This is a genomic window from Paenarthrobacter sp. CC6 (assembly GCF_040560085.1).
GTDB lineage: Bacteria > Actinomycetota > Actinomycetes > Actinomycetales > Micrococcaceae > Arthrobacter > Arthrobacter nicotinovorans.
In genome coordinates, this window is sequence record NZ_JARDAN010000007.1 from 216,476 (window position 1) to 237,083 (window position 20,608).

The window sequence follows — 20,608 nt, forward strand, 5'->3', positions numbered from 1 at the left end:
GCAAAAAGGGGTTGTTTCGCCTACGGTGAACTAGCGGTGAAGCCTCACGACGCGCACAATGCACAGCGCCACTCACCCGTAGCGATGACACCCACATCCGGGTGTCACTAGTGAATTTGGGTGGCGTCAGCCGTTTGGGTGGCGTCAGCGGCGTCGAGCGGTTCCGGTTTGTAGACCCACGCCACCAGCACGACGGAAATGATCATCAGCAGGAACCACGCCAGGAGTTTGTCGATGGAAACCGCCTGCCATCCGTTCAGCTGGTTCGGATACAGCCACGCACGCGACCACGTGCCGATGTTCTCGGCGAACCAGATGAACAGCGCCACCAGCAGGAACGACACCAGAATCGGCATCTTGAAGCGGCGGTGGAACACCCGGAAGTGCATCACGCACCTCCCGTAGACAAGCACGACGGCGGCAAGCAGCACCCAGCGAAGGTCAAGGATGTAGTGGTGCGAGAAGAAGTTGACGTAAATCCCCGCCGCAACAAGGGCCGTGATCCACCGCCGCGGGTAGCGGTCGAAGCGGAGGTCGAACAGCCGGAAAACCCGCACCATGTAGGAACCCACGGCCGCATACATGAACCCGCTGAACAGCGGCACCGCGCCGATCCGCAGGACACCCTCGGCCTCATACGCCCAGGAGCCCACGTCCGTCTTGAACAGTTCCATCACCGTTCCCACCACATGGAAAAGCAGGATCACCCGCAACTCCCGCAACGTCTCCAGCTTGAAGCTGATCATGAGCACTTGGATGACGATCGCGGCAATGGTGAGGAAGTCGTTGCGCGCCAGTCCGGCGTCGGCGGGATACCAGAGGCGGGCCGCGATGATCACCGCAAGCAGCGCGGCCCCGAACACACACGCCCACGCCTGCTTCAGCCCGAAAACCACAAACTCCGTGAGCCGGCCACGCAGCCGTCCGCCGTCCGCACGGTCAAGGTAACGGTGGGCAGCCCGGTCAATGGACTCTTCAACGGAAGTGGGATTACGCATGTGGTGCCTTGGCGTCGACGGCAAGTTGCTTCAAGTAGTAGTCCCGCGGCCAGTGCCGGATCCGCTCCGGCAGCCTGGGGTAGACCCGGCCCAGGCCCTTCATGGTCCGGTCGAACCGTCGGGCGTGGCCGGGGCTCCATGGGAAACCAAAAGCTTCCCGGACAGGCGCGGGCAGGAGCCCGGCCGTGAGGAAACGGGCCAGCGGCATGGCCAGGCGCAGCAACCGCGGACCGCCGGATGGATAGAGCAGTTCCCTGGCGACTTTGAGCGCCTTTGCGTCCGGCCGCAACGCCTCAACCTGAGCCTGCCAGTACTCGGCGAAGGCGGACCGGTCGCGTGGCCACATTCCGGGTGGAAGCTGGAGCGCCGTACCGATCCGGGCATAGTCGCGGTAGATGCTGTCGGCGGTCTCCTCGTCGAGCTGTCCGTGGACCTTTTCGTACACGGTGACGGCGGTGTCGTAGAGGGTGGCGACCACCCAGAGCTGGGACTCGGCATCGAACGCGCTATAGCCCGCGGAGGTGGCATCGGGGCTCCGCCGGACCGGCGCGTGCGCCCGGTTGACGGCGCGTCGGACGGCCTTGAGCTGTTCCTCGGAACCATAGATCACCGCGTACACGTAGGTCATGGTGGCCCGGAGCCTGTCCATGGGGCGCTCCGCGAAGTTGCTGTGCTCGGCTACGCCGTGGCCCACACGCGGATTGGCGATTTGCAGGAGAATGGCGCGGCCGGCACCGGCCAGCAGGACGCCCTCCGCGCCGATATCCGCCAGTCCTCGAGCCATCCGAATACTCTAGCGCCCCAACCTTAGAGCCCGGCCACGCCCTGAAGGACGGACAACTGGTGCTCGAACAACTCGTCGCGTGCCTTGAAGGTGTCCTGGCCGTACTGACCGAAAACCTCAAAACTGATCGCCCCGAAAACGGACGTCCACACCAGCACACCGCGCGCCAGGGACGGATCCGACACGGAGAGCTTCAGTTCCGAGCGGATGGCTTCCAGGTCCGCCGCCAACGCCGGAGGAATCACGACGGCGGGACCCACCCGGGCGTCCAGGACGCCCGCCCGCTGGGCGGAATCGAAGATGCCCACCAAGCGGAAGATGACGCGGGTTCCCGGGACGGTGGTGCGCTCCCCCGGAGCTTGGTATCCGGGCACCGGACTGCCAAAGAGGAGGGCGTAGCTGGCGGGTTCCCGGAGAGCCCAGTGCCGGACCGCGCGGCCCAGGGCCTTGAATTGCCCGGCAAAGTCACCGTCCGGAACTGCTGCCACGGCCGCGTCCACTTCGTCGCCGAGCTCGTTGTAGCCGTCGATGAGCAGGAGTGTAAGGAGTTCGTCCCGGTTCTGGACGTAGCGGTAGACCGCAGAGGATACGACACCGAGGTCCCGGGCCACGGCACGCAGGGAAAGGGCAGCGGCCCCATGGACCGCAAGGTGCTCGCGTCCGATGCGCACGATGTCGACCAGGGTTTGGGCGCGGGCACGTTCGCGCGGAGTAGCTGGTCTACTTTTGGGCGTTCCGGTGGACGGCATGAGTCCAGCTTGCCATAAGAGAGAGCGTCGCCAACAAATGAGAGCACTGCTCTTGACATTGATTGAAAGGGCCGTCATTCTGGATTCAGAGAGCAGTGCTCTCGCTTTTGATCAGGCCATCTGCCGCTATCCCGAAAGAAGAACCCCATGTACGTTGTGACCGGAGCAGGACCCGTTGGATACACCGTCGCCGAACAGCTCGCGGAGCAAGGCCACCAAGTCCGCATCCTGACCCGATCAGGCAGCGGCCCGGAGCACCCGCTGGTGGAAAGGATGCGGGTAGATGCCTCCGACCCCGGTCAGGTCTCCCATGCATTCCAAGGCGCCCATGCGGTGTTCCACTGCATCCACGGAAGCGCCTACCGTGCCGCGGCCTGGGCAGCCGAACTTCCCCAGGCCGAGCACACCGTGATGGATGCAGCGGCAGCCGTGGGCGCCGTCGTCGTGTTCCCTGAAAGCCTGTACTCCTACAGCGAGCCCGACCGGATCATGACCGAAGTCGGGCCTCGCGCCGCGGACGGCGGTAAGCGCGGCATCCGCACCGCGCTGCTGAAGGCACGGCAGGCACATGCGGCCAATACCGTCAGCGTCGTGGCCGGCGACTTCTTCGGGCCGCGCGTGAAAATGGCCCACGCCGGCGAGCGCATGGTGAAGCCCATCCTGGCAGGCAAGGTAGTGCAGGTCATCGGGAGCACCCGCCAGCCGCACTCCTTTACCTATGTACCGGACCTCGCAGCCGCCATGATCGCTGCGGCGCATAAGCCGGAACTCTGGAACCGTGTGCTGCATGCCCCCACCGGTGCCGCCGTGACCCAGCGGGAAATAGCCGAAGCGCATGCGGCTGCCGCCGGTGTTGCTGCACCCAAAGTGAGCGCCGTGCCCGGATGGGTGCTGCGGGTGGCGGGCCTATTCTCTACGGACATGCGCGAACTGGCCGAGTTGTTGTACCAGTTCGAGCGGCCGTTCGTGATGGATTCCTCGGAAAGCCAGCGGCTCCTGGGGCTCGACCCCACCCCTCTGGCCGAAGCCACGGCGGCCACGGTTGCGTGGTGGCGCGGCGCGGTCCAGCAGCCCAAGTAGAGGTGCCGCACGGCTGCGGCTCAGAGGCCGTCGTCGTAATTCCAGTGCTCCTGCCAGCGCCAGTCGATAGGTTCGCTCAACCGCTGATAACGGATATCCGTGGACAGCCGCATGGTGCCTCCGCGGTCCATGTTGTCCAAGGCAGCGTGCACAATGTGAGCCGAGTGGACCACGACGTCCCCAACCTCGTAATCGGCCACCAGCCATCGTGCGTTACGTTCGTCCGCCAACCCCGGAAGGTCGGCGGTAATGGACGCAGCGGGAAGTTTCAGGGTCCCCTCGCGCTCGTCTGCCATCACCCAGTGGTGGCTGCCCTCAAGGTAGGTCAAACCGCCGCGCTGACGGGGGCAATCGCCCAGCGGAATCCACATGGAGAGCACGCGATCGCTGCCCTCGCGGAGGTAGACGAGATCGTAGTGTGCCTGGGTTGCCGTGCCGATGCCGCTCTCACCGGGCTTGGTGTGGCGAATGATCTTGCGCCGGTGCAGATGGACGTCATCGGCGAGAAACCAGGCAAACCAATCGGCAATTCCCTCCGCCGTGCACAGCGCCTGGTACTCCGGGCCCGGGACAATGCGATCAAACAGGCCCCGGCGCAAGGCGGCCCTGTCCGCGTCGCCCTCAGAGGCGATACCGTCACGGGGATCGGTGCCGGGTGCGAAGACATTCGCCTCGGCCAATGAAGCAAAGTAGAACTCCCTGAAATCCAGGAGCTTGTCCGGTTTCAACTGACCCTTCAAGTAGAGGTATCCGTCCCGGCGAAGCCGTGCCCACAACGCGTCGCGATCACCACGTTCGGAGGAGGGCACCGGTTCAAGCTCGGCCAAGCGGGTTTCCGATTCGTCCAGGACGTAGCCATTCGAGGTCAACATAGTCACCACCTTGGCATCGGCGCCGAAGGAAGTGAATGGACTCCCGTTGGCGATCACTTGGACTTTTGCGAGCCTTGTCTTTCTTGTTCAAGCAAGGGCAACATTGGAGGCCATGGACAATTGGTCGAGCTATCGGCAACCCGCCCACCCGCTACGGGACCTGGGCTTGGCGTGCCTGGGCGCCGGTGAGCAAAGCGGTGTTCTGCCCTCCTTTTCCGAGAGGACATTGAGCAGCCACGCCATGGTGCTGGTCTCCGAGGGGTCCGGTCATTTCACGATGGATGGCGCCCGGCTCGAAGTCCAGGCTCCCGCTGTGATCTGGCTCTTTCCGGGGGTAAGCCACGGCTACGGGCCAGGACCCCTTGGGTGGAAAGAGCACTGGCTCCTCTTTTCCGGGCCCATGGCGCGAGCGATGGAGGAGCTGGGGTGCTTCGCCCGCACCAGCCCCTTGGTCCGAATTGACGGCCACGCAGATAAGGCGGGACTTGGACTTTTTCCCCAGCTGCGGGCCGCCCTCTCAACCGCTGGGCGGCATGGAGACCTTGAGGCCTCAGTGCTCTGCCAAAGAATCCTCGTCGAAAGCGGCCGACGCACCATGGACCCCGGCCTTCCGGGCCGGGACGACAAGCTCCTCACCGCGCTGCACGAACTGGCCCATCTGCCACTCAGCCTGTCCCAACTGGCCGCATCAATGGAGGTTTCCGTCCCCGACCTCAGGCGTACAGTCCGGGCTGCTACCGGGACAGGCCCCAAGGAGCTCGTTCTGCAGCTGCGCATATCCCGTGCCCAGTCGCTCCTTGCCGATACGGCCCTGTCCGTTCAACGGATCGCTACGCTCACCGGCTACGACGACCCCGCCTACTTCAGCCGGCTCTTCACCAAGAAAACCGGCCACTCTCCGATCCAGTTCCGCCGTTTACACCACAGGGATACGCCTCTGCCATGACGGTGCCCCGACAGTTGAACACCGGCAAGGACGGGCACCACCCAATGTCTGAAAATGTTCGAATCATGGATTTCCCGTTCTGCGGCTGAAACCCTGAGTGAAGTGCACAGTGCGGATCCGGACCGCTCCAAGCGCCATGAATCCACCCCCACGGGACACTCAATGAGGAGAACTTTCCATGTCCACCTTCGCCATCAATCGCCGTCAGTTGCTGCAGACCGGGGGCATCGGCGGACTCGCCGTAGCGCTGTCAGCAATGTCCCCCGGCGCCGCAGAGGCCGCCCGTCCGCTCAACACTTGGGCGCCTCAGATCACGGACCTGGGACCCGCCGTCGTCCAGTTTTCGCTCATGAGTTCGCTGCTTGTGGGCGACACGGTCTATATCGGATCGCGCAACTTGAACCCGGTACGGGTGATTGGATACCACCTCCCCACAGGCACCATCACGTCACGGACGGACCTCGGCGCGGGGTACAGCATCCAGGCTTTGGCCGCCGACTCCACCGGCCGCTACCTGTACGCAGGTGTGCTGCGCGATGGAATCGATGGAAAGCCGAACCTGTACCGCTGGGACCTCCGAACGCCCAACGTGCCCGCAGTGGGCGTGGGCGAAACCGGCGACCGTGACATCCGGGCGCTGTCCGTATCCCCTGATGGCAAGGTCTACGCAGCAGGTGGCGGTGAAACCACGAAGGCCCCTTCACTCTGGGAATACGACCCCGCCACGAATACCGTGACCAACTGGGGTACCCCGGACCCCGGAGCCACCATCGCCCAGGCTGTTGCCGCTACCGCTGACACCGTGTACTTCGGCACAGGCAGCACACTGGGCGGCGGCAATGGCTCCAGCCCGGCGCGCCTGTTTGCGTTCGATCGGACAACGAAAACCTCCACGAACATCCTTCCGGCGGACGTGGCCACCGGTGTCTCAGTGACCTCGTTGAGTGTCCTGAACGGACAGCTGGGAGTAGGGGTCAAGGGACCAGGAAAGTCCGTGCTGATCAACCTGGCGGACCACTCTAAATTCACGATCATCGCCAAGACCGGCGTGATGTTCCGGCAGTTGGGCAACGACGTCTTCTTCGTCAAGGAGCCGGGCGTCTGGTCCTACAACATGGTCAGCAAGAAGATCACCCAGATCCTCACAGAGGATGTTGGCGCCATGTGGGGTCTGACGTCTACGGCAATAAGGCGCTCACTGTTTCCTCTTACGACGTCATTGAAGTCGATCCTGTAGCGAAGACCGCCGTCAAGCATGACCTCACACAGGCTGGAGCACCGGGCGGGCCGCAGCTTTGCATGGGCCTCGCCGCGGGCGCCGGGGACGTTTACGTGGGCGGCACGGGAACCATTGCGCGTCACCAGTTGGCGTCAAACCAGGTTTCCTACCTCCGCGCGACGGGCGAGGCCAAGGACGCCGTAGTGGTGGGCGGAATCCTGTTCACGGGCCAGTACAACTCCAGGGGCATCTACTCCTACGATCCCTCTACCGGGCAGCTCCCCTATCAAGTGGCGGCCCTCCCTGCCGGACAAAACCGCCCCTTGGATGTCTGTTGGGACGCCGTCAACGGGCTGGTCATTGCCGGCGCGCAGAACGATACCGGCGGTGGCGGCTGCTTCGCCGCCTACAACCCGGTGACAACGCAGGTCATCACCAAGGTCAATCCAATCGATGCCCTCCAGATGGTCCGGGCAGTGGCCACAAAGGACGGAGTGGCCTACCTGGGCGGGGACAACATCTACGCCACCGGCCCCCGAAGCACCGTGGTTGCCTGGGATCCGTTAGCAAACCAGGAGCTTTGGCGCCTTCACCCGGGCCAGCCCCAAGGGATCGCTGCAATGGCCATCCACGGCAAGTTCCTCTATGGCATGTCTCGGAAGGCTGCGGGCCTGTTCGTCATTGACCTCGACACCCGCCAGGTGGTTCACCGGGGCGACTTGAGCAGCGTCTGCACCGACTTCGGCGCCCTCCAGGTTAGCCGCGGGATTGTCTACGGCGTCTCCGACACCACGGTGTTCCGCATTGACCCGATCACGTTCGCGGCGTCCGTTGTTGTGGCTGACATCAATGGCGGCTGGTACAGCGGTCCGCACATCACAGCGGACGAAGACGGCCTGCTCTACACGCTTCAAGGCCCCAACCTGGTCCGGATAGATGACTTATCGCTGGAGGGGAAGTTGAAGAAGGACAAGAAGGACAAAAAGCCTTCGAAAGAAAAGTAGGACCCTCCAGCAAGCAAAGGAATCCCATGGCAGAAGTCATTATCGTCCGCGACCAAGCAGAGGCAGGAAACGTAGCCGCGTCGATCTTCGCGCAGCAGATCCAGGACAACCCAGCCACCGTGCTGGGGCTGGCCACAGGTTCGACCCCGCTAACCACGTACGCAGCATTAGCCAAGGCGGTCAGGGAAGAGGGCATCGATGTTTCCCGCGTACGCGGCTTCGCCTTGGACGAGTACCTGGGCGTCCCGCCGGAGCACCCGGAGAGCTACCGCTCCGTGATCACCCGCGAAGTAGTGAAGCCCCTGGGATTGAACCCGGATCACGTGTTCACTCCGAGGGGCACCGGCCCTGACATCACCCAGGCCGGAGCAGAGTATGAAGCCATGATCGCCGAGGCCGGAGGCATCGACCTCCAGATACTAGGCATCGGGTCCAACGGGCATGTGGGTTTCAATGAACCGGGCTCCTCCCTGGCTTCCACCACCCGGATCAAGGCTCTGGCCGAACAAACACGCAAGGATAACGCCAGGTTCTTCGCCTCGCCCGAGGAGGTCCCCACCCACTGCATCACCCAAGGCCTGGGCACAATCCTCCGGGCCAGGCACTTGGTGCTCCTGGCCTTCGGAGCCAACAAAGCGCAGGCTGTGGCAGCCGCGCTTGAAGGTCCAGTGTCCGCGGCCGTGCCAGGCTCTGTCATCCAACAGCACCCGCGGACCACGGTGATTATTGACGAAGATGCCGCTGTAAACCTGGCACATGCCGACTACTACCGGCACGCCAGGCGATCGGCTGGGGAACTGCACGAAGTAGTAGGTTTTTAGCGGGGGGCGAGGGCAACCCGAGTTCCGAAAAAAGGGGGCAGTAAATGGGGAAGGAAGCACGCATCTCCGGTTGGAAGGCTTTCTGGGATCGAGGAGGCTGGTGGCGGGCCGTCCTGCTGGCGGTTCTCTACATGGCGATCTACCTCGGCGCCGGCCAAGTGATCGGCGCCTTTGCACGCGACCAGGTGGATGCAGAGGATCTCTTCCGCACCCCGCAGAGCGTCTTCGTCGGACTGACCCTGTCATTGCTTGTTGGCAGCCTCGTGCTGGCTGCCTTTGTCTATTCGGTGAAATGGTTTAGACCACTCTTCGCGCAGCAACCCGTCAAGGGAAGCTGGTGGATGTGGGCCGCGCCGTTATTCCTGGTTGCTGCCATTGTGCTGCGCTTCCTGGGAATCAACTACAGCAGCTACCAGGCATCCGTCGTGGTGATCACACTGGTTACCGGACTCCTGATCGGCTTCGCGGAGGAAATCCTCACACGAGGCATCGTGGTGAAAATGCTCCGCGATTCGGGGAAGTCCGAGTGGGTGGTCATGGTGCTTTCATCACTGGTATTCGCGCTCCTGCACTCGGCCAATGCCCTGTCAGGCATGCCGATCATCACCGTCCTGGTGACCATACTGTTCACGTTCGGCTTCGGCATTTGCATGTATCTGACCCTGCGGGTCACCGGTAACCTGATCTGGCCCATGATTCTGCACGCCCTCTATGACCCCACGCTCTTCCTGTCCACCGGCGGCATCGACCAAGCGGCTGCCGGACCACAGAGCCCGCTCCTGCAACTGGCGGGCCCGGCCAACATGATCTACATCCTGATCGCCCTCGTAGCCCTGATTGTGGTGCGGGGTCGGGCTCAGCGCTCACCGCTCGCGGAGCCGGCGGCGCTTTAGGGCAGACAAAACAGAAGCGTTCGACGGCGGGTGCGTACCGCCGTCGAACGCTTCTGTTTTAGCCGCGCAGGTCGTCCCATGGCAGGGGTTAGTCAAATTACTCCCCCGGTCCGCCTTCCCCTTAATTGATGTCACGTGCTCGGGGTTGACGCAGCAGCCTATGGTCCGGTTCGAAGAGATCCGGCAGCGGTCCGCTATTGTCCTTGCACGGCCCGGAGACGGGAGTCCAGCAGCCCTGCCGCCACTGCCGGGGCGAGGCCGGGAGCCAGCGGAAGTCGCGGAACTACAAGGCAGTGCCACAGGTGATAAATGTCAGCCTTGCCCGACCAGACGGTGGACGCGACGTTGCCCTGCTCGTCCAGTTCCTGTTTCCAGGAACCGTGCTCGTAATCGATGAACCAGTCCCGTGCGTGGTCCCAGATGCGCTCGTACCACTCGGCATATGATTCGTCTCCGGTGACCATGTACAGCGCGGCCGCGCCGCCGATTGCTTCGACCGGCACCCAGCGAATGCGGGACGTGACAATGGGCTTGCCGTCCCAGTCAACGGAGTACACAAACCCGGGGTGGCCATCCGGCTCCCACGCGTCGCGGATCGCAGCGGCGAAAAGTCCTTTCGCGTCTTCCATGAGCCACCCAGGAACGTCCATGCCGCGAGCGTCCAGGCCGGCGCGGAGATGCAAGAGAAGCCTGGCCCACTCCACCCAGTGGCCAGGCGTTCCACCATAGGCGCGGAACTGGCTGGCACGGTCGTCGGTGTTGTACTCCGGAATCGGGTTCCATTCAGGGTCGAAGTGCTCGAACACCCGGTAATTGTTGTTGCGTGCAAATTTGTGGATGAGCACCTCAGCGATATGGAGTGCCCGCTCAATCCAGCGGCTTTCGCCGGTTACATCGGCGACGATGAGGTATGCCTCAACAGAATGCATGCTGGCGTTTCCACCCCGGTATGCCTCAGTTTCCGTGAATTCCCGGTTCCATGAGTCGAAGCACATGTTGGCTTCGTGGTCCCAGAACTTCGAGTCCGCTATGTGCAATGCCTCGTCCAGCAACTCCCGGGCGCCGGGCCGCTTGGCCGCGGCGGCACTCGCTGCGGCCAAGAGCACGAACGAATGCTGATAGCCGGACTTTGTGTCATTCACTGGCCCGTTTTCGTCCACTTCGGCGAACCATCCACCGAATTCATCATCACGGAAGACCCCATTGAGCGCGGCAATGCCATGGTCCACCATGGACGCGGCACCCGGGCGCCCCATCAATGCCGCAACCGAAAAGCTATGGATCATACGGGCAGTGATCCAGAGATGGGTCGGCTTGTCGGTCATGACCTTCCCGTAGTTGTCGAGCCAGCCAAAGCCCGTCGGCACTTTCGAGCCGGAGGCGAAATTGATAAGCCGGTCTGTTTCTGCTTCGAGCCAACGTGCGTGAGCGGCGCTGTTCAACCACGTCATGTGCATCTCCTCAATAAATTTGCGGCCACCAGAGGTAGGGCCTGTTCTTATGCTAAGCCAAGGTGATGGAATTCCACCAGGTTAAGTTCGTTTTCAAACAAGAGGTTGTTGGGGATCGGCCGTTTCAAAAGTCGGCGGGGATGTTGAGGCCACACGCGCCCAGAAAGTGCCGTGGCTAGAGGACTAGGACGCCCCGGGAAAATCCGTACCTGGTAAGCGGGTGTCAGTCAGCGACGATCAGACGGACATTTGCAGCCGACAAGGCGGCAGCAACCTCACGGGGTGGGGGCGCATCGGTGACGAGAATATCTACGGCCTCAAATGCAGCCAGTCGAGCGAGCGCATACCGAAGCATTTTCTGGTGGGTCGCAACCACCACAACCTGCTCAGCGGAGGCCATCAGGGCCAGCTTCGTTGCACGTTCCACATCCCGTTCAATGTAGAAACCCTCATCATGGATCCCGCTTACCCCGATGAAAGCCGTCTTCGCACGAAGCCCCTGAACGGCGTTGACAGTCATGGGTCCGTTGAAAGCCTGGCTGTCCAACAACAGTTCGCCACCGAGACATATGGTCCGGGCCGACGTCAGCTGCAGGCATCGTTGTATGGCGGGAGCGGAATGGGTGATGATCGTCCCCATGAAAGCGGCTGGGAGCTCCTGGGCAATCTGGTAGGTAGTGGTTCCGGCGTCCAGGATGATCGCATCGCGCTCGGAGACCAGGTCCACACAGGCTTTCGCGACCCTCTGTTTCGCATCAGCGTCTTCCCGGACGCGGGCCGCGAAATCGGCGTTCTGGCCGTGGCCTTCGATGGCACTGACGCCGCCATGAACCACCTTGACCAGTCCGAGTTTGGACAATGCACGCGTATCGCGGCGGACGGTCATGTCCGACACGTCAAATGTGCCGGCGAGGTCCGCTGTGGAAAGAAACCCCCGCCTGCCAAGCTCGTCCAGAATGGTCTGCTGCCGCGGTGTCAGCGTTGCCTCTTCTCGTGCGATGCTCATGGCTTCCCCTCTCCTGACACCCCCAGCCCCTTCATCGGCGTGGGAAAGTGTTGTAATTCCAACACAATCTTACTTACTTCTGCGCAAGGACTTGCGCAGCGACCAGCTCAATGGGTCGGCCTTCAACAATGGAGCGCTCCGCAGCGAGGCCCATTCGCACTGATTGGAGGCCATCGGCGACGGATACCTCCACAGGCCCCTCGCCCAGAATGGCCTTCCGGTAGCCGAGGTGCTCGTAGTAAGTCGAACCGTGGTGCGCCCCAGCAGCCAAGACCGCTTCGTCCACGGGAACTTCATGCTTCTCCGGACCCAGCGGCGAACGTGGGCTGAACTCGACGGTCGCTTCGCTTTCGTCTCCCTCAATCCAGTGGTTGGCTGCCACGGGGATCAGCGTTTCAATTTTTGCCGAGTCGCCCACAATGGAAATTCGTTCCTGGAATTTGGATCCTTCGGCGAACATGGACAGCTCCAGCATTGCGCGTCGCCCGCCCGCAAAGTCAACGATCACGTATGCGTTGTCCACCATGTCCGATACCCGTCCGTCGTACACCTCATCCAAGTGATTGACATCGTGTCCACCACTGGCGAAGACGCGTGTGGGTTCGTCCTGCAGGATGAGGCGCATCAAATCAAAGAAGTGGCAGCACTTTTCCACCAAGGTCCCGCCGGTGCGCTCGGCAAACCTGTTCCAAGCATCCACTTTATGCAGGAACGGGAAACGGTGCTCCACGATCGATAGCATGCGGATATTACCCAGCTTGCCGGTATGTGCGGCCCGGATGACTTCCTGCACCGGAGGCATGTAGCGATACTCCATTGCCACCCAGACGGGTGCCGTGTAACCAGCCGCCAGAGTCTCAAGCTCATCAGCCTGCTCAGCGCTGGTACATACCGGCTTTTCCACCAGAACGGGCAGGTTGGTGCCGCTGGCAAAGATGTCCTTCAGGATTCCCAAGTGCGTGTCGTTGGGGCTGGCGATCACCAGTGCGTCCACGAGCCCTGATGCCAGCAGGTCCTGATGTGAGGAGTACGTCTGTACTTCGTAGCCGATTTCACGCGAGGTCTCTTCAAGGGAGGAAAGAGTGGGGTCGGAGACCGCGGTGATTCGGCTTCCCGGAATCAGTGCGAGGTTCCGGACGTGTTCGCGGGCCATATGACCGGCGCCGATGAGGCCATAGCGAATGGTTGGGACCGTTTCTCCAGAAGGCAATGACATGAACTGCTCCGTTTCTCAGCGTTGAGTGAAGGGGACTGACGTTGCATCCCGAACATCACTATACCGAATGTGTTGTTTTTCACACATAGCGTGTGTATATTTTTTCACTACCAACCCAACTACAACGAGGTGGAACGTGCCCCAACCGTCATCCGGAACACTGCTCTTCGTCGGGTGTGCCACTTTGGACTCCATCGCCCTCGTGCAGGAATACCCTGCCGCCGACAGCCGGACCATAGCCGACGACTTCGCTACAGCAGGTGGCGGACCCGCAGCCACAGCCGCTGTAGCCGCAGCCCGCGCAGGTGCCAAGGTTGCGTTTGCCGGCGTTCTCGGCGCGGACGAAGCGGGCGACCGGATCATCGTAGGACTCCAAACTGAAGGCGTGGACACTTCAGCTGTCATCCGTGACCCTCATGTCTACACAGGCGCGAGCGTGATTGTTGTCAGCAAGGCTACCGAAAGCCGGGCGATCGTCACCCGCCCTGTACCGCCGATCCGCTTTCCTGCCGGCAGCCGCTTTCATGAACTCCTGCATGTTGCGGAGTGGGTCCACGTGGATCACTTGGGCTGGAATGCCGTAGCTGGTCTGCCTGGCTTACGGATCAGCGTGGACGCCGGAAACCCGATTCCAAGCTTCAGCCCCAAGGGCGTTGAGCTGTACGTGCCCACCATCGAACGCCTGCAGGCAATATATGGAGCCAACCTCAAACCTGAAGCCCTCGTCCAAAAAGCCATCGATGACGGTGCTACTACCGTGGTGGCCACCGCAGGGTCGGAGGGAGCATGGGGCCTTGAACGGGGCGGTATTCCCTTCCACGTCCCCGCAACCCCTGCTGACATCGTCTCTACGCTCGGCGCTGGCGACGTCTACCACGGCGCCATCCTCGCGGCTGTGGCAGCAGGACTACCGATTGCAGAGGCCGCGTCGTTCGCTGGCCGCATTGCTTCGGCTTCCTGTGCAGGCCTGGATGGGCGTTCCATGATCCCCCGCGAGACCATCACCTCTGTCCTCACCGCTAATCCCACCCCCTAGCTGAAAGAAGCAGCCCATGAGCAACACAGACCTTTCCACCCTCCAGCGCCCGTCCGGTGCCTTCGCCATGCTCGCCGTTGACCAGCGCGAAGCCATGAGAAATATGTTCGCTGAGCACACAGACCAAGCGGTAACTGACGAGGACCTCCGCGACTTCAAGCTCGCAGCTGCCCGAATCCTCACTCCTTACGCTTCCGGCGTCCTCATTGATCGCCAGTTCGCTCTTGACGCGGCCATCGAAGCCAAGGTGGTTGCCCCCGGCTGCGGGCTCATCGCTTCGGCCGACCACTTTGAGTCTGCCCACGGAGAGCTTGTGGGCGAAGTGACAATAGACAAATTGGTCGATCCCAAGAAGTACGCCGCCTTGGGCGTCACAGCCCTCAAGCTGCTGGTTCTCTACCGCCCGGACGAAGGCGCCGAAGAACGGGTGGCCATGGTCCGCGAATTCGTGGAAAGCTGCAAATCCGCCGGACTCATCAGCATCATCGAACCCGTTTCCCGCAAACCGCTGGCAGGAGGCGACTTCGACTGGAATGCCGGTATTCTGGCCGCCGCCAAGGAACTGGGCGATCTCGGCGCCGATCTCTATAAAGCCGAGGTCCCCTTCAAGGGCCAGGCCTCCGAATCAGAGGTGCGGTCTGCTTGCGCCGAACTTACCAAGGCCATCAACGGTCCATGGGTAGTACTTTCTTCGGGCGTACCGGAAGAAATCTTCCCTGACGCCGTCCGGTGGGCTTGCTTGGAAGGTGCCAGCGGGTTCCTGTCCGGACGCGCAGTCTGGGCGTCCTGCATCGGTTCACCCGACGTCGTCGAATCTTTGTCAACTGACGCAGTCAGTCGTCTGCAGCGGCTCTGCGCTGTGGTGGACGAAGTGGTCTCTGCACAGCGAACCACCGCCTGATCCTTCGGGGCATCACGGGTGCCCCGTCGCGGTCCCCCATAACTAGGCACAGCAACACTCAATGAGGAGAATATTGTGAGTCAGATTTCACGCAGGCAGGCCATGGCTGTTCTCGGAGCCCTGGGTTTTGGCGCAACCGCCGCAGCATGCGCAGGTCCGGGCGGTTCCACCGCCCCGGGTGGCGCCACGGGCCCGGCCGCTCCTGCAACAGGTGACATCACCGGCAAAGTGTCCTTTGCCCACTGGCGCGGCGAGGACAAAGCTGTCTTCGACGAACTCATCAAGCGATTCGTTGCAAAGAACTCCGGCGTAGAGGTGATCCAAGATATCTCCACGTCCAACGACTACAACGCCCAGGGCTTGCAAAAGGTCCGGGGGGCTGCCATCGGTGACGCATTTGCCACCTTCCGCGGCGCGCAGTTCAACAATTTCAGTGAAGCAGGGATCTACACGGAACTGAAAAACAGCAAAGCTGTGGGCAACTACCAGAAGGGTCTGCTGACAGCCGGACAATCGGGGGACAGCCAATTGGGTCTGCCCTATCAGGTGGTCTTCCCCATGCCCATGGCCAACACGGACCTCTTTGACAAGGCCGGCGCGGAACTGGCACCCAAGGACTGGGACGCTTTCCTGGGCATGTGCGAAAAACTTGCCGCGTCCGGCGTCGTTGCTCTCTCATGGCCCGGTGGTGATGTGGGAAACGGCGGTCAGCTGTTCAACTGCATGATCGCCAACAATGCACCCGTAGATGACATGTGTTCGCAGATAGAGCAGGGCAAGCTCAAATGCACGGACGACTGGTTCATCAAGATGTTGAACCAGTACAAGGACCTGGCCCCCTACCTTCAACCCAACGCCACCGGCACCGCGGTGGAGCCTGCGCAGAACCTGTTTTCCCAGGGCAAAGCTGCCATGTTGGCCACTGGTTCCTACCACATTGCGGCCGTTCGCAATCTGGGTGCAAAGTTCCCCATCGAACTGGTCTTCCCCAACACGTCCACGGATGGCAACGCCAAGTTTGAGGGCGTCTACAACGCCACGTTCATCTTGGGCGTGAATTCCGCGAGCAAGAACCAGGCGGCATCGGCAGCGTGGATTGATTTCCTTTCCGAACCCGAGAACGCCGGCTACTACGCCAATCAGACCGCGCAGCATGTGTCCGTCAAAGACGTCGAGTACACCAACGCCGACCTCAAGCGTTTGAGTCCATGGCTGGACAAGAAAACGGCCCTGGCCGCCCGGTTCCAGTTCCAGAACCTGGACGTCCGCAACGCCGTCGAAGCCAGCGCTACGGCGGTCATCTCCGGCACCAGTCCCGAGCAAGCAGCTGAAGCAGCCCAGAAGATTGTTGACGAACGGCTATGAGCACCCATACCGGAACGGCTGCCAAGCGAAAGGCGCCGGACAGCACCACCGACGCTGCGTCGAAGAAGCGCCGGTCCCCTACCCGGGTGCACCCTGCGCTGTACCTGTTCCCGCTGCCAGCGGTAGCAATCATCGCCTTTTTCCTGGTGATGCCCACGCTGCAGGCATTCCAGTACGCCATCACGGACTGGAATGGATTCTCGGCAGCCTTCAACTACGTGGGTGTGGACAACTTCGTCCGGGCATTTACCAAGGATTCGCTGTTCACCAATGCGCTGACCAACAACCTGAAGTTTGTTTTGCTGGTGGTCATCGCACAAACGGTGTTCTCGTTGCTGCTTGCGCTGCTGCTGACAAAGAACTCACGGGGAAACGTAGTGCTTCGCGCCCTGTTCTTCTTCCCCACCATCCTGTCCTCCGTGTCCGTGGCCTTCATCTGGAAGTTCATCTACGACCCCAATTTCGGTCTCGCCAACTCCGCTCTGGGCGCGATCGGTCTGGAGGGCCTTCAAGGCTCATATCTCGGTAACAATTCCCAAGCGCTGTACTGGGTTGCAGTAACGCAAGTGTGGTTCCACGCAGGCCAGATGATGGTGGTCTACATCGCCGGCCTCCAATCCATTCCCCGTGAACTGTATGAAGCGGCCGAGATGGACGGCGCCAACAAATGGCAGCAGTTCAAGTCCATCACCTGGCCGTTCGTTGCCCCGGCCACGTCCATCGTGGTCGCCTACACCACGGTCCAGTCGTTCAAGGCCTTTGACTTGATCCTGGGGATCGCGGGCAACCCGCCCAAAGGTTCCCTGGACATCCTGTCCACCCGCATCTACAGCACTTTTGCCAACTCGGAGTTCGGATATGCCGCCGCTCAGTCAATCATCTTCATGGGGATGATCGCCTTGGTCACCTGGCTGCAACGCCGGTTGCTCCGTCTGACCCCGAAGGGGGAATGACAGCATGCTTGCATCAATTAGCCGCCGCGGAATCCTTGCCATCTACGCGGTCATCATCATCGTCCCCATCACCGTTGTCCTGTTCGGCAGCTTCAAGTCAACGCAGGAACTCTTCGAGGGTCCTTTCAGCCTTCCCCAATCCCTCGCGCCCGACAACTTCGCGGAAGTCATCGGCGGCCAGGACCTCGGCTCGTCCTTCCTGAACAGCGTCATTGTCACCGGGATCTCCGTTCCCATAACGCTCTTCATTGCCAGCCTGGCTGGTTATGCTGTGGCCCGGCTGAGGGGCTTCGCCTCGTGGGCCATCTTCGGATTCCTTGTCCTGGGAATGGCCATCCCGGCCCAGGCCAACATGGTGCCGCTGTACGTGCTGTTCGGCCGCATCGGCCTGTTGGACAACCTCACCGGACTCATTGTGGCCAACATCGTGTCCACCTTGCCCATTGCCGTATTCATCCTGGGCGGGTTCATGCGTACGCTGCCCAAAGAGCTCTATGAGGCTTGCTCCATTGACGGCACCGGACCGTGGCGGACCTACGTGTCCATTGCACTCCCGCTCTCGGCACCCTCGATAGCTGCTGCTGCCATCTTCCTGTTCGTCATCCACTGGAATGAGCTGCTGTACCCCCTCCTGTTCATCCAGTCCCCCGGAAACCGAACCCTTCCATTGGCATTGCTGAGCTTCCAGGGCGAGTTCCAAACCAACTACCCGCTCTTGTTCGCCGGCGTCATCCTGGCATCGCTTCCCGTCGTGGTGGCCTATGTCTTCCTGCAGCGCTACTTCGTTGCGGGCATTACCGCCGGTGCCAGCAAGGGATAAGGCTCCACTCCGGTCGCGGGACAGCGCACCTCAATCAGCCAACGAAAGGCAACACAAAGTGAACCTGAAATCAGCGCAACACCTGATTAACGGAACCTGGCACTCTGCCGGAACATTCAAGAACGTGACGGACCCCGGAAACGGGGGCACTGTGGGCGAGGTGGCCTGGGGAAACACTGAGGACGCGGGCAAAGCCGGTGACGCCGCTGCCGAGGCTTTCGGCGACTGGTCCCGCACAACGGCCCGCACCCGCGCCGACCTTCTCCGCAACGCTGCTGCGCTCTTATCCGAACGCCGCGACGAACTGGCGCATACCTTGGCGTTGGAAGCCGGCAAGCGACTCCCCGAGGCGCAAGGCGAAGTGGACTTCTCAGTGGAATACTTCCGCTGGTTCGCCGAGGAAGTACGCCGCGCAACAGGCACTGTCAGCCCACCCGAGCTGCGGGGCCGTCGACACCTCAGCACCAGCAAGCCCATTGGAGTCGCGCTTAGCCTCACCCCATGGAATTTTCCGGTTTCAATCCAGGCCCGCAAACTCGCTGCCATGCTCGCCGCCGGCTGCACCGTGGTTGGCCGTGTTTCCGAGAAGGCACCGCTTGCCGCGACCGGCCTTTTCGAGATACTGCACGATGCCGGGTTCCCCGCCGGAGTGATCAATCTGGTGCACGGTCCTTCCCGCGAAATCACCGGCGCCCTGCTCAAGCACCCCGCAGTCCGCGCCGTCAGTTTTACTGGTTCCACCGGTGTGGGCCGTCAGATCATGGCTTCTGCGTCAGAACGTGTGGTGAGGCCGTTGCTGGAACTTGGCGGCAATGCACCGTTCATCGTCTTCGAGGACGCAGACCTGGACGCCGCCGTTGAGGGGGCAGTGCTCGGAAGGCTCCGCAACACAGGACAGTCCTGCGTCGCCGCTAACCGGTTCCTGGTCCAAGACAGCATCGCGGACGAATTCGGCCGGAAGCTTGCCGCGAAATTTGATGCCATGACCATAGGACATGGAGTTCCCGACGGTGACACACCTGTCCCGGACCTTGGTCCCGTCATTGACGCCGAGCGCGTCGCCGCTGTGCAGGCCCTGGTGGACGATGCCCTGGGCCGCGGAGCCCGCCGCCTGACCGAACGTACCCACGTTCCGGGAGAGGGTTCCTTCATGGCGCCCACGCTCCTGACCGATGTTCCCGATGACGCACCCTTGGTGAGCGAGGAAGTCTTCGGCCCCGCGGCAGGGGTACTCACTTTCTCCTCGGAAGAGGAAGCAATCAGGAAGGCGAATGCCACCGAAATGGGACTTGCCGCCTACATCTGGAGCAGCAGCCCCAAGCGTGGCTGGGACATCCCGGAGCAGTTGGAAGCAGGCATTGTGGGAGTCAACGACCCCCTCCCATCCGTGGCCTTCGCCCCCATGGGCGGCGCCAAGCAGTCGGGACTGGGCCGGGAAGGATCAAGCCTTGGCCTCGAAGAGTTCGAGGAGGTCCAGTACGTGGCCTGGAAGCCCTAAATGCTGACTACGGGACTTGTTCTGGGCGCAGTGGTCGTGGGTGCCGGGATGCAACGCATTACCGGCATGGGATTCGCGCTGGTGGCAGCCCCGTTCCTGGTACTTCTCCTCGGCCCCGTCGAAGGGGTGGTGCTGGTCAACGTCTGCGGAGCCGTGACGGCCGGCGCCATCATTTTCCGCGTCATGCGGGACATCGACTGGAAGAGGTACATGGCGCTGGCTGCCTCGGCGCTATTAGGGATTGTCCCCGCGGCATTCCTCATCCGGTACCTTCCGCCGTCGGTCCTGGAGATTTCAATCGGCGTGACCCTTGCCGCAGGCCTGACAGTCCTGCTGGTCATGAAGTCAGCCGTCCTACCCCAGCGTCGTCGTTATCTCTTCGCCGCCGGCGGCCTCAGCGGCTTCATGAATACTGCCGCGGGAGTAGGAGGACCAGCCGTGAGCATTTACTCCATGGCTACCCGGTGGCAGCACAAGTCGTTCGCCGCCACGATGCAGCCCTATTTCTTTACCATCGGGGCGCTGTCCCTTGTTTCCAAAGCGGTGACCGCACCAGCTTCGTTGCCGGTCCTGCCGATGACAATGTGGCTGGCCGTCGCCGCTGCCTGTTTGATCGGGCTCGTCCTGGGTGACCTCGCTTCCAAGCGGGTATCCACCAGGGCCGCCCAGATTCTCCTGATTATCCTGGCCTACCTGGGAGCAGCAGCAACCATCGTTCGCGGTGTGCTGGATGCCATTGGCTGACCCGCCCTCCCTCCAACCTAGAGAACCCACCACCATCGAAAGGACTGCCATGTCCCCCGTTTCAGCAAAGATCGATTCAGCAAAAGAACGTACCCTGCGGGTTTCTGCAACCAAGGGTGACCATGTTGATCTCACTATTGGTGCCTCCGATCCAGTGGCCGTTCGGCTTGAAATTGACAACAACTGCGGCTGTGCCGACGGCCATGCCCGAGGCGTCGGCTCGTACACAGATACTGACTTCGGCCGACGCTG

20 protein-coding genes are annotated in these 20,608 nt (G+C 61.9%); 13 read left to right on the forward strand and 7 right to left on the reverse strand.

All coding sequences use genetic code 11. From position 1 onward, the window contains the following. Window positions 1–107 precede the first annotated feature (107 nt). Genes PV760_RS07895 through PV760_RS07905 form a run of 3 tightly spaced genes read right to left on the reverse strand, consistent with a single transcriptional unit; the run spans window position 108 to window position 2,531 of the window. Window positions 108–998, reverse strand: a complete 891-nt coding sequence (locus tag PV760_RS07895; RefSeq protein ID WP_354627501.1) for a DUF817 domain-containing protein — start codon at window positions 996–998, stop codon at window positions 108–110. Beyond that, window positions 991–1,782 (reverse strand): oxygenase MpaB family protein, encoded by a 792-nt coding sequence (locus PV760_RS07900; RefSeq protein WP_354627502.1) that lies wholly within the window; start codon window positions 1,780–1,782, stop codon window positions 991–993. The genes PV760_RS07895 and PV760_RS07900 overlap by 8 nt, the downstream gene beginning before the upstream one ends. A gap of 23 nt (window positions 1,783–1,805) precedes the next feature. After that, window positions 1,806–2,531 (reverse strand): TetR/AcrR family transcriptional regulator, encoded by a 726-nt coding sequence (locus PV760_RS07905; RefSeq protein WP_354627503.1) that lies wholly within the window; start codon window positions 2,529–2,531, stop codon window positions 1,806–1,808. A gap of 147 nt (window positions 2,532–2,678) precedes the next feature. On the opposite strand from PV760_RS07905, the gene PV760_RS07910 reads away from it, so the two are divergent. Further along, a complete protein-coding gene (locus PV760_RS07910) occupies window positions 2,679–3,611 on the forward strand; it encodes an NAD-dependent epimerase/dehydratase family protein (protein WP_354627504.1) in 933 nt (310 codons plus the stop codon). Window positions 3,612–3,631: 20 nt separating this feature from the next. Here PV760_RS07910 and PV760_RS07915 read toward each other — a convergent pair whose 3' ends face one another. Then, complete coding sequence (locus tag PV760_RS07915; protein WP_354627505.1) at window positions 3,632–4,483, reverse strand: phytanoyl-CoA dioxygenase family protein; 852 nt, start codon at window positions 4,481–4,483, stop codon at window positions 3,632–3,634. Between the two features lie 112 nt (window positions 4,484–4,595). Here PV760_RS07915 and PV760_RS07920 point away from each other — a divergent pair, with 112 nt between their 5' ends. The 5 genes from PV760_RS07920 (at window position 4,596) to PV760_RS07940 (ending at window position 9,366) form a co-directional block, all read left to right on the forward strand. After that, a complete protein-coding gene (locus PV760_RS07920; RefSeq protein WP_354627506.1) occupies window positions 4,596–5,429 on the forward strand; it encodes a helix-turn-helix transcriptional regulator in 834 nt (277 codons plus the stop codon). A gap of 178 nt (window positions 5,430–5,607) precedes the next feature. Continuing rightward, complete coding sequence (locus PV760_RS07925) at window positions 5,608–6,666, forward strand: WD40 repeat domain-containing protein (protein ID WP_354627507.1); 1,059 nt, start codon at window positions 5,608–5,610, stop codon at window positions 6,664–6,666. After that, on the forward strand, window positions 6,594–7,652 hold the full coding sequence (locus PV760_RS07930) for an NHL repeat-containing protein (protein WP_354627508.1): 1,059 nt from the start codon (window positions 6,594–6,596) through the stop codon (window positions 7,650–7,652). The genes PV760_RS07925 and PV760_RS07930 overlap by 73 nt, the downstream gene beginning before the upstream one ends. A 26-nt stretch (window positions 7,653–7,678) precedes the next feature. Further along, the gene (gene nagB / locus PV760_RS07935; protein ID WP_354627509.1) at window positions 7,679–8,473 is read left to right on the forward strand and encodes a glucosamine-6-phosphate deaminase; all 795 of its coding nucleotides are present in this window, start codon (window positions 7,679–7,681) and stop codon (window positions 8,471–8,473) included. A gap of 44 nt (window positions 8,474–8,517) precedes the next feature. Continuing rightward, window positions 8,518–9,366: a CPBP family intramembrane glutamic endopeptidase gene (locus PV760_RS07940; protein WP_354627510.1), complete on the forward strand. Its 849-nt coding sequence runs from the start codon at window positions 8,518–8,520 to the stop codon at window positions 9,364–9,366. 194 nt (window positions 9,367–9,560) lie between these two features. On the opposite strand, the gene PV760_RS07945 is transcribed toward PV760_RS07940, so the two are convergent. The 3 genes from PV760_RS07945 to PV760_RS07955 form a co-directional block, all read right to left on the reverse strand. Continuing rightward, the gene (locus PV760_RS07945; RefSeq protein WP_189076255.1) at window positions 9,561–10,817 is read right to left on the reverse strand and encodes an AGE family epimerase/isomerase; all 1,257 of its coding nucleotides are present in this window, start codon (window positions 10,815–10,817) and stop codon (window positions 9,561–9,563) included. A 223-nt stretch (window positions 10,818–11,040) separates the two neighbouring features. Beyond that, the gene (locus PV760_RS07950) at window positions 11,041–11,823 is read right to left on the reverse strand and encodes a DeoR/GlpR family DNA-binding transcription regulator (RefSeq protein WP_189076256.1); all 783 of its coding nucleotides are present in this window, start codon (window positions 11,821–11,823) and stop codon (window positions 11,041–11,043) included. Between the two features lie 73 nt (window positions 11,824–11,896). Further along, a complete protein-coding gene (locus PV760_RS07955) occupies window positions 11,897–13,039 on the reverse strand; it encodes a Gfo/Idh/MocA family protein (protein WP_189076257.1) in 1,143 nt (380 codons plus the stop codon). Between the two features lie 136 nt (window positions 13,040–13,175). On the opposite strand from PV760_RS07955, the gene PV760_RS07960 reads away from it, so the two are divergent. The 7 genes from PV760_RS07960 (at window position 13,176) to PV760_RS07990 (ending at window position 20,356) form a co-directional block, all read left to right on the forward strand. After that, on the forward strand, window positions 13,176–14,075 hold the full coding sequence (locus tag PV760_RS07960) for a carbohydrate kinase family protein (protein WP_189076258.1): 900 nt from the start codon (window positions 13,176–13,178) through the stop codon (window positions 14,073–14,075). A 16-nt stretch (window positions 14,076–14,091) separates the two neighbouring features. Then, window positions 14,092–14,976: an aldolase gene (locus PV760_RS07965; RefSeq protein ID WP_189076259.1), complete on the forward strand. Its 885-nt coding sequence runs from the start codon at window positions 14,092–14,094 to the stop codon at window positions 14,974–14,976. Between the two features lie 75 nt (window positions 14,977–15,051). Beyond that, on the forward strand, window positions 15,052–16,341 hold the full coding sequence (locus tag PV760_RS07970; RefSeq protein ID WP_189076260.1) for an ABC transporter substrate-binding protein: 1,290 nt from the start codon (window positions 15,052–15,054) through the stop codon (window positions 16,339–16,341). Beyond that, on the forward strand, window positions 16,338–17,294 hold the full coding sequence (locus tag PV760_RS07975) for a carbohydrate ABC transporter permease (RefSeq protein ID WP_193590086.1): 957 nt from the start codon (window positions 16,338–16,340) through the stop codon (window positions 17,292–17,294). The genes PV760_RS07970 and PV760_RS07975 overlap by 4 nt, the downstream gene beginning before the upstream one ends. 4 nt (window positions 17,295–17,298) lie before the next feature. Then, on the forward strand, window positions 17,299–18,114 hold the full coding sequence (locus PV760_RS07980; RefSeq protein WP_024818275.1) for a carbohydrate ABC transporter permease: 816 nt from the start codon (window positions 17,299–17,301) through the stop codon (window positions 18,112–18,114). 58 nt (window positions 18,115–18,172) lie between these two features. Beyond that, a complete protein-coding gene (locus PV760_RS07985) occupies window positions 18,173–19,612 on the forward strand; it encodes an NAD-dependent succinate-semialdehyde dehydrogenase (RefSeq protein ID WP_354627511.1) in 1,440 nt (479 codons plus the stop codon). Next, the gene (locus PV760_RS07990; RefSeq protein ID WP_189076264.1) at window positions 19,613–20,356 is read left to right on the forward strand and encodes a sulfite exporter TauE/SafE family protein; all 744 of its coding nucleotides are present in this window, start codon (window positions 19,613–19,615) and stop codon (window positions 20,354–20,356) included. The last annotated feature ends 252 nt before the right edge of the window (window positions 20,357–20,608 follow it).